Source organism: Streptomyces sp. NPDC007095 (genome assembly GCF_040634475.1).
Lineage (GTDB): Bacteria > Actinomycetota > Actinomycetes > Streptomycetales > Streptomycetaceae > Streptomyces.
Window position 1 is genome coordinate 1 of the sequence record NZ_JBEYFS010000418.1, and the last position, 5,128, is coordinate 5,128.

Annotated in this window: 6 protein-coding genes; 3 read left to right on the forward strand and 3 right to left on the reverse strand. The window is 72.1% G+C overall.

Translation table 11 applies throughout. The features are described from left to right. A partial coding sequence (locus ABZ656_RS56355; protein WP_360280280.1) for a histidine kinase dimerization/phosphoacceptor domain-containing protein occupies nucleotides 1-688 on the reverse strand: 688 nt, incomplete at its 3' end. Between the two features lie 107 nt (nucleotides 689-795). Here ABZ656_RS56355 and ABZ656_RS56360 point away from each other — a divergent pair. Genes ABZ656_RS56360 through ABZ656_RS56370 form a run of 3 tightly spaced genes read left to right on the forward strand, consistent with a single transcriptional unit; the run spans nucleotide 796 to nucleotide 2,944 of the window. Next, on the forward strand, nucleotides 796-1,737 hold the full coding sequence (locus ABZ656_RS56360) for an ATP-binding cassette domain-containing protein (protein WP_101407879.1): 942 nt from the start codon (nucleotides 796-798) through the stop codon (nucleotides 1,735-1,737). Then, nucleotides 1,734-2,459, forward strand: a complete 726-nt coding sequence (locus ABZ656_RS56365) for an ABC transporter permease subunit (protein ID WP_360280283.1) — start codon at nucleotides 1,734-1,736, stop codon at nucleotides 2,457-2,459. Before ABZ656_RS56360 ends, ABZ656_RS56365 begins: the two co-directional genes overlap by 4 nt. A 41-nt stretch (nucleotides 2,460-2,500) precedes the next feature. Then, nucleotides 2,501-2,944 (forward strand): hypothetical protein, encoded by a 444-nt coding sequence (locus tag ABZ656_RS56370; protein ID WP_101407877.1) that lies wholly within the window; start codon nucleotides 2,501-2,503, stop codon nucleotides 2,942-2,944. Between the two features lie 9 nt (nucleotides 2,945-2,953). Here the strand turns inward: ABZ656_RS56370 and mug are convergent, their stop codons facing one another. Further along, nucleotides 2,954-3,502, reverse strand: coding sequence for a G/U mismatch-specific DNA glycosylase (gene mug / locus ABZ656_RS56375; protein WP_101407876.1), 549 nt, complete (start codon nucleotides 3,500-3,502; stop codon nucleotides 2,954-2,956). Beyond that, the gene (gene purB, locus ABZ656_RS56380) at nucleotides 3,499-4,941 is read right to left on the reverse strand and encodes an adenylosuccinate lyase (RefSeq protein WP_101407875.1); all 1,443 of its coding nucleotides are present in this window, start codon (nucleotides 4,939-4,941) and stop codon (nucleotides 3,499-3,501) included. Before purB ends, mug begins: the two co-directional genes overlap by 4 nt. Between the last annotated feature and the right edge of the window lie 187 nt (nucleotides 4,942-5,128).

Sequence of the window (5,128 nt, forward strand, 5' to 3'; positions counted from 1 at the left end):
ACGCGGGGTCGCCGGCCGCCCGTGCCGCGCCCGCCTGCACCACCGCCACGGTCAGCGCGTGCCCGATCGAGTCGTGCAGCTCACGGGCGATGCGCGTGCGTTCCAGGAGCTGTTCGGTGCGTTCCTCCAAGGCGGCGAGGCGCTCGGCGGGCGAGGGGCCCAGCAGCCGGCGCGCGATGGCCGTGACCAGCTCGCCGAGGCCGACGACCGCGCCGTACAGAGCGAGCAGCGGCACGGGTACGAGCAGGGCGCAGGCCCACGGCGGGGGCGACACCGGCAGCAGTGTGACGTCGACGGGGCGACCGGAGGCGGCCCCGGCCAGTTCGACGGCGGTCGCCGGCAGCCAGACGGTGACCCCCATCGCCACCGCCCCGAGGCCCATCCGTACTTCGAGCCACAGCACGGTCCGCAACCGGTCCCGCCAGGTCGCCGACGGCGCGACCGAGATCGCCGCGTCCCGGTCGCCCCGCTCCTGCGGCTCGTCCGGCGCCAGCATGTACCGCGCCTGCACGCCCTCGCCCCGCCGCACGGCCGGGACCAGCCCCAGCGGGATCGACAGCACCGCGGGCACCCACGGCCTCGACATGTCGATGAACAGCCACACGCTGACGAACAACATCGGCACCCACAGATGCAGCAGGCGTGTGTAGGTGGTCCCCAGGAGCAACGGGCGCAGAAAGCGGGCCATCGCGCCATCGTCCCAGCCGGCCCCGGCAACCGGCTTCCCCCGAGCGGGGGAGACGAACTCCACCGGCGGGGGAGTACCGACCGCGCAAAGGCCGCCAGGCTGGGGCCATGAACAGCATCGACGTCCAGAACCTGACCAAGGAGTACGGCAGTCGGCGCGCCGTGGACGACCTCATCTTCAGCGTGCTTCCCGGCCGCGTCACCGGCTTCCTCGGACCCAACGGCGCCGGAAAGTCCACCACCATGCGGCTCGTCCTGGGCCTGGACCGGCCCACGTCCGGCACCGCCACCGTCGGCGGGCGGCCCTACGCCACGTTCGACGAGCCCCTGCGCCAGGTCGGAGCACTGCTCGACGCAGGGGCCGCGCACGGATCGCGCACCGCGCGCGACCATCTGCGGGCGCTCGCCGTGAGCAACCGCATCTCCGAACGCCGGGTGGACGCCGTGCTGGAGGAGGCGGGGCTCGCGTCCGTGGCACGGCGCAGGGTGAACACGTACTCCCTGGGCATGCGACAGCGCCTGGGCATCGCGGCCGCACTCCTCGGTGACCCGCCCGTGGTGCTGCTCGACGAGCCGTCGAACGGGCTCGACCCCGAAGGGATCATCTGGATCCGCGAGGTGCTGCGCCGGCTGGCCCGCGAAGGCCGCACGGTGCTCGTCTCCAGCCATCTCATGAACGAGACCGCGTCCTTCGCCGACCACCTCGTCGTCCTCGGCCGGGGCAGACTCCTCGCCGACACACCCCTGCGGGAGTTCATCCACGCGCGCGTGCGGCCCCGGGTGCGGGTGCGCACCACGGACGGCGCCGCTCTCGGCGCGCTGCTCGCACGCCACGGTCATGAGGCCGTCGAGGGTGCGGACGGACGGTGGACCGTCCCGCACGCACGTGTGGAGGACATCGGGCTCCTCGCCTCGGGCGCGGGCCTGCCGATCCTCGAACTCGCTGCGGAGGAGGGCACGTTGGAGCAGGCGTACCTGGATCTGACGGCCGCCGACTCCGAGTTCACCACCGTGCCGTCGCCTACCCTTCCCCAGGAGGCCAGGTCATGACCTTCGCACCCGTGCTCCACGCGGAGTGGATCAAGATCCGTACGCTGCGGTCCCTCGTCGCGGGACTGCTCGCCGTGCTCCTCGCGACGGCGGCGTTCTCCGCGCTCGCCGGTCTCGACGACTCCGGGGGCCAGGACTTCGACCCGCTGTTCTCGGCGCTCTTCGGCGTGAGCTTCGGGCAGATCGCGGCGATCACGTTCGGCGCGCAGGCCGTCGCGGCCGAGTTCCGGGGCGGCGCGCTGCGGGTGTCGCTGGCCGCGGTGCCCCGGCGGGGGCGGTGGTTCACGGCCAAGACGGTGGCGATCGGGGTTCCCGCGCTGGCCGTCGGCCTGGTGACCGGGCTCGTGAGCCTGGTCGTGGGCAAGGCGGTCCTCGGATCCAGGGCGAGCGGGCTGACGTGGGGCGAAGGGATGCGCGGGGCCGTGGGCTGCGGCCTCTACCTGGCGCTGATGGCCCTGTTCGCCGCCGGGCTCACGGCCGTACTGCGCAGCGCGGTCGCCACGCTGGGCATCCTGGTCCCGTTCCTCCTGATCGTCTCCTTCGTGATCGGCGGAATGTCGGGCGGCGTGGCCGACTTCCTGCCGGACCGGGCGGGCCAAGTGGTGCTCCACGAGACGTGGGACGGCGCACTCGGCCCCTGGACCGGGCTCACGGTGACCGCGGCCTGGACGGCGGCGGCCCTCGCGGCGGGTGCGTGGTGCCTGCGGCGCAGGGACGCCTGACGGCACGGCAATTGTCAGTGGCAGCCGCTTTACTGGACCTCATGACCAGCGCGCAGCACCTCGCCACGATCCTGCGGCTGTGCTCCGAGGACTTCCCCCGTGAGCACGGCCGTTCGGACGTCGGCGACGCGGGACCCGGCTATCACATCGCCGAGTTAGCGACGAGCGAGGAATTCTGGGAGGACGACGGCACGGCACGGGAGGAGACGGCGGAGCAGTACGAGGCCGACCGGGACGGTCTTTCGGTGCTGCTCACCCACCGCTGGGGGCCTCCGCAGGTCTTCAGCCTGTCGAGCGTGCTCGACCGGACGATGGACGGGGAGGACATACCCGAGCCCTGGGGCATCGTGAGCGGGCATGTGCCCGATGTGCACCTCTGGAAGGCGACCGGGCACGACCGCTGGGTCGCCCTCGGTGTCTCGCAGTGGGACAAGGAGTGGCCGTTCCAGCTCCTGGCCGTGATCACCGAGATCGACCCGCCGTGACCTGATCCGCTACCCCTCGGCCGCAGCCACCCGCAACCGTCCGAACTCCTGCGCCATCGTCGCCGCCGTCCAGTGCGCGTTGAGCCCGCTCGGGTTGGGCAGCACCCAGACCCGGGTGTCCCCGATCGTCCGCTCCTGCGGGCCGATCACGGCCTTCCGGTCTTCGAAGGCCGCCCTGTAGGCGGTCACTCCCACCACCGCCAGCCACCCCGGCCGCAGCCGCTCCACCTTGGCGCTCAGCAGCCGTCCGCCCTCGCGGTACTCCTCCGCGGACAGCTCGTCGGCCCGGGCGGTCGCGCGCGCCACCACGTTCGTGATGCCGAGCCCGTGCGACGGCAACTCGCCCTGCTCCGACGGCTTCATCAGCCGGGGCGTGAACCCCGACAGATGCAGCACGGGCCAGAACCGGTTGCCGGGACGGGCGAAGTGATGGCCCGTGGCGGCGGTCATCAACCCTGGATTGATGCCGCAGAAAAGCACCTTGAGGCCGTCCCCGACGACATCCGGCACCAGCCGGTCGCGGGCGGCCTCAAGGTCCGCGGGAGTGAGCCGCGTCAGAGGATCGCCCCCGGCGTGTAGCCCGCGGCCTCCGGGTGCTGCTTCACGATCTCCTCGATGCGGCCGACGACGGCGGCGACCTGGTCGGCCGCGGCACCGGTGAACGACAGCTTGTCGGCCATCAGCTCATCCAGCTGCGCGCGGTCGAGCGGAATGCGTTCGTCGGCGGCGAGCTTGTCGAGGAGCTCGTTGCGCTCGGCGCCCTGTTCGCGCATGGCGAGCGCGGAGGCGACGGCGTTCTCCTTGATCGCCTCGTGCGCGACCTCACGGCCGACGCCCGCGCGCACCGCGCCCATCAGGACCTTGGTCGTCGCGAGGAACGGCAGGTAGCGGTCCAGCTCGCGCGCGACGACGGCCGGGAAGGCGCCGAACTCGTCGAGGACGGTGAGGAAGGTCTCCAGCAGACCGTCCAGCGCGAAGAACGCGTCGGGCAGCGCGACCCGGCGGACCACCGAGCAGGACACGTCGCCCTCGTTCCACTGGTCGCCCGCCAGCTCGCCGGTCATCGAGGCGTAGCCGCGCAGGATGACCATGAGGCCGTTGACACGCTCGCAGGAGCGGGTGTTCATCTTGTGCGGCATCGCCGAGGAGCCGACCTGGCCCGGCTTGAAGCCCTCGGTCACCAGCTCGTGCCCGGCCATCAGCCGGATCGTCTTGGCCGTCGAGGACGGCGCGGCAGCCAGCTGCACCAGCGCGGTCACGACCTCGTAGTCCAGCGAGCGCGGGTAGACCTGGCCGACGGAGGTGAAGGCCTGCGCGAAGCCGAGGTGCCCGGCGATCCGCTGCTCCAGCTCGGCGAGCTTCGCCGCGTCCCCGCCCAGCAGGTCGAGCATGTCCTGCGCGGTGCCGACCGGGCCCTTGATGCCGCGCAGCGGGTAGCGGCCGAGCAGCTCGTCGACGCGGCCGTACGCGACGAGCAGCTCGTCCGCCGCGGTCGCGAAGCGCTTGCCGAGAGTGGTTGCCTGGGCGGCCACGTTGTGCGAGCGGCCGGCCATGACCAGCTCGGCGTACTCGCCCGCCAGCTTGCCGAGCCGCGCCAGGACGGCCACCGTACGGTCGCGCATCAGCTCCAGCGAGAGCCGGATCTGCAGCTGCTCGACGTTCTCGGTGAGGTCCCGGGACGTCATGCCCTTGTGCACGTGCTCATGCCCGGCGAGGTCGTTGAACTCCTCGATCCGCGCCTTGACGTCGTGCCGCGTGACCTTCTCGCGCTCGGCGATCGAGGCCAGGTCGACCTGGTCGAGGACGCGCTCGTAGTCGGCGATCGCGGCGTCCGGGACCTCGATGCCGAGGTCCTTCTGCGCCCGCAGCACGGCGAGCCAGAGCTGACGCTCCAGCTTCACCTTCTGCTCGGGGGACCAGAGCGTGGCGAGCTCGGCGGAGGCGTAACGTCCGGCGAGGACGTTGGGGATACGGGGCTTTGCAGGCGCGGCAGTCACGTGGACGGAGTTTACCCGCCGTCCGGAGGGGCTCCGGAACGTCCGTACGCTCCGGAGCCCAGGTCAGCGGCGGTGGCCCTGGTCGGGTGTCCCTAGGTCCTGTCGTCAAATTCCCGTCGTCCGCCCGGAGGGCGGGTCCTGCGGCGTCAGGTGCGTGCTCTCGGCGTGCCGGGCACAGGCCCTCGTA

What these genes read in the sequence shown, in the direction of transcription:
- ABZ656_RS56360 (WP_101407879.1), top strand. Translation starts at nt 796, where the DNA reads ATGAACAGCATCGACGTCCAGAACCTGACCAAGGAGTACGGCAGTCGG.
- ABZ656_RS56365 (WP_360280283.1), top strand. Translation starts at nt 1,734, where the DNA reads ATGACCTTCGCACCCGTGCTCCACGCGGAGTGGATCAAGATCCGTACG.
- ABZ656_RS56370 (WP_101407877.1), top strand. Translation starts at nt 2,501, where the DNA reads ATGACCAGCGCGCAGCACCTCGCCACGATCCTGCGGCTGTGCTCCGAG.